Here is a 1422-nt window from a genome sequence, read left to right as displayed (position 1 = left end):
GTGGCGAGCTGCGTTTCCAGCAGCGTCAGCCGGTCATGCAGGTACTGGTCGCAATCGGTGGCCACGGCCAGCGGCAATTCGCTGGCCTGCTTGAGGCTGGCGAATTTCGCGGGCGGCACCAGGTAGTTGTAGCGGCTCGCGTTTGAAAACGGGCGTGCTCGCATTCGACGCCGCTTTCGGCTCGAATTAACTGCAACTGACGGCGCGCTGATGCTCACGCTATCTGCAAACGAGCTTGCAATCGACGGCGGCGGCTCGCATTTCATGGCGGCGTGCTCGAATTAATTGCAAGTGAAATGCCGGGTTCCAAGCTATCCAAAATCAATAGATGCAGTGCCGGCTGCCCGCTAACGCCTCTGAGCGGTCAGACGGGGATTGACCTACGCCGCCTCTCGCACGAGACGGATATCGACTTCTCTGTCAACGTACTTCCATTCCTCTGTTGCACGCAGTTCGGAAAGCAATGCGTTGAACTCAGCCTCATGGGTTGGCGCGAACTCGAACCAATTGAGAAAATCGAACGGTTCATTTTCAGAGAGGTCGCGGCAGTGGTGGAGCTTGCGCGCTACTGCAGGCAAGTAGTTGAGCCCGATTTGGATGTGCTTTGACTTTTCGAAAACGCTCCGGCGCTCGTCTTGCGTGAATTCCCACCAAGCTGTGTTTTTTCGGATCGGTATCAACGCAGCGCAAGTTGCTTCTGGGCGCGCTAGCCCTTGCTGCTTCACCACAATTTCGTTCTTCTCTTCGCGCATGACATACCGTTCATTGCTTGTTATTCCGCGAAGTACCCAGGGTGCATTGGTTTCGGGCTGCAACTCTGAGGCAGATATTACGTTGAGCCTTTTGGCTTCAGGCAGTGACTTGCCAACTATGGTTTCGGTTCCAACGATCCGCCAAAGACCGCTGTCTCCGCCGACGAATGCAAATAATCGTGTATCCATTTCACCCCCTTCATGTGAGTGTGTTAACTTTTTTACAGCCTCAAAAAACCTATCTGCCCATCCCATGCTTGTGCATCATCGTCTCGCCTCGCTTAGCGTAGTATTGCATTACGCTTACCAGCGCCCCCAGTTAAATTGTAAATATAGCATCGAATTGGTCTGTGATACAACCGCCAGAAAATAGCCGTTTGTCGCCATTTCAAAAATTAATTGTACCGTATCGGTACGCCCTAACTAGGCGTCAGGCCGGAACCTTGGGCCGCGTCAGGATAGGGCCGATTCCAGCATTTTCTGACGCCTCGCCGGCAACCTCTAGGGCCTCAACCTGACAGGCCGTACGCTTAACGTACGATTTTTAATGAGATGGTCACTCCCTCCTTCCCGGTACTATGCTGAGGACAGGCTTTCATTCGGAGAACTATCATGGAAAACATTGCGCTCATTGGTATCGATCTGGGTAAAAACTCTTTCCATATTCATT

The 1422-nt window shown here is 52.7% G+C and carries 1 protein-coding gene; it reads right to left on the bottom strand.

The genetic code is table 11. The features are described 5' to 3' along the window. Positions 1–380 precede the first annotated feature (380 nt). Positions 381–941 carry a chlorite dismutase family protein gene (locus ACHH0Z_RS25525; RefSeq protein WP_045409835.1) on the bottom strand — a complete coding sequence of 187 codons (561 nt, stop codon included), beginning with the start codon at positions 939–941 and terminating at the stop codon, positions 381–383. Between the last annotated feature and the right edge of the window lie 481 nt (positions 942–1422).

The sequence above is a fragment of the Enterobacter cloacae complex sp. 2024EL-00227 genome (assembly GCF_043945315.1).
In the GTDB taxonomy this organism is placed as follows: domain Bacteria; phylum Pseudomonadota; class Gammaproteobacteria; order Enterobacterales; family Enterobacteriaceae; genus Enterobacter; species Enterobacter roggenkampii.
This window is presented reverse-complemented; position numbering and strand designations above follow the sequence as displayed.

Coding starts and splice junctions, on each gene's coding strand:
- ACHH0Z_RS25525 (WP_045409835.1), bottom strand. CDS start 941: ATGGATACACGATTATTTGCATTCGTCGGCGGAGACAGCGGTCTTTGG.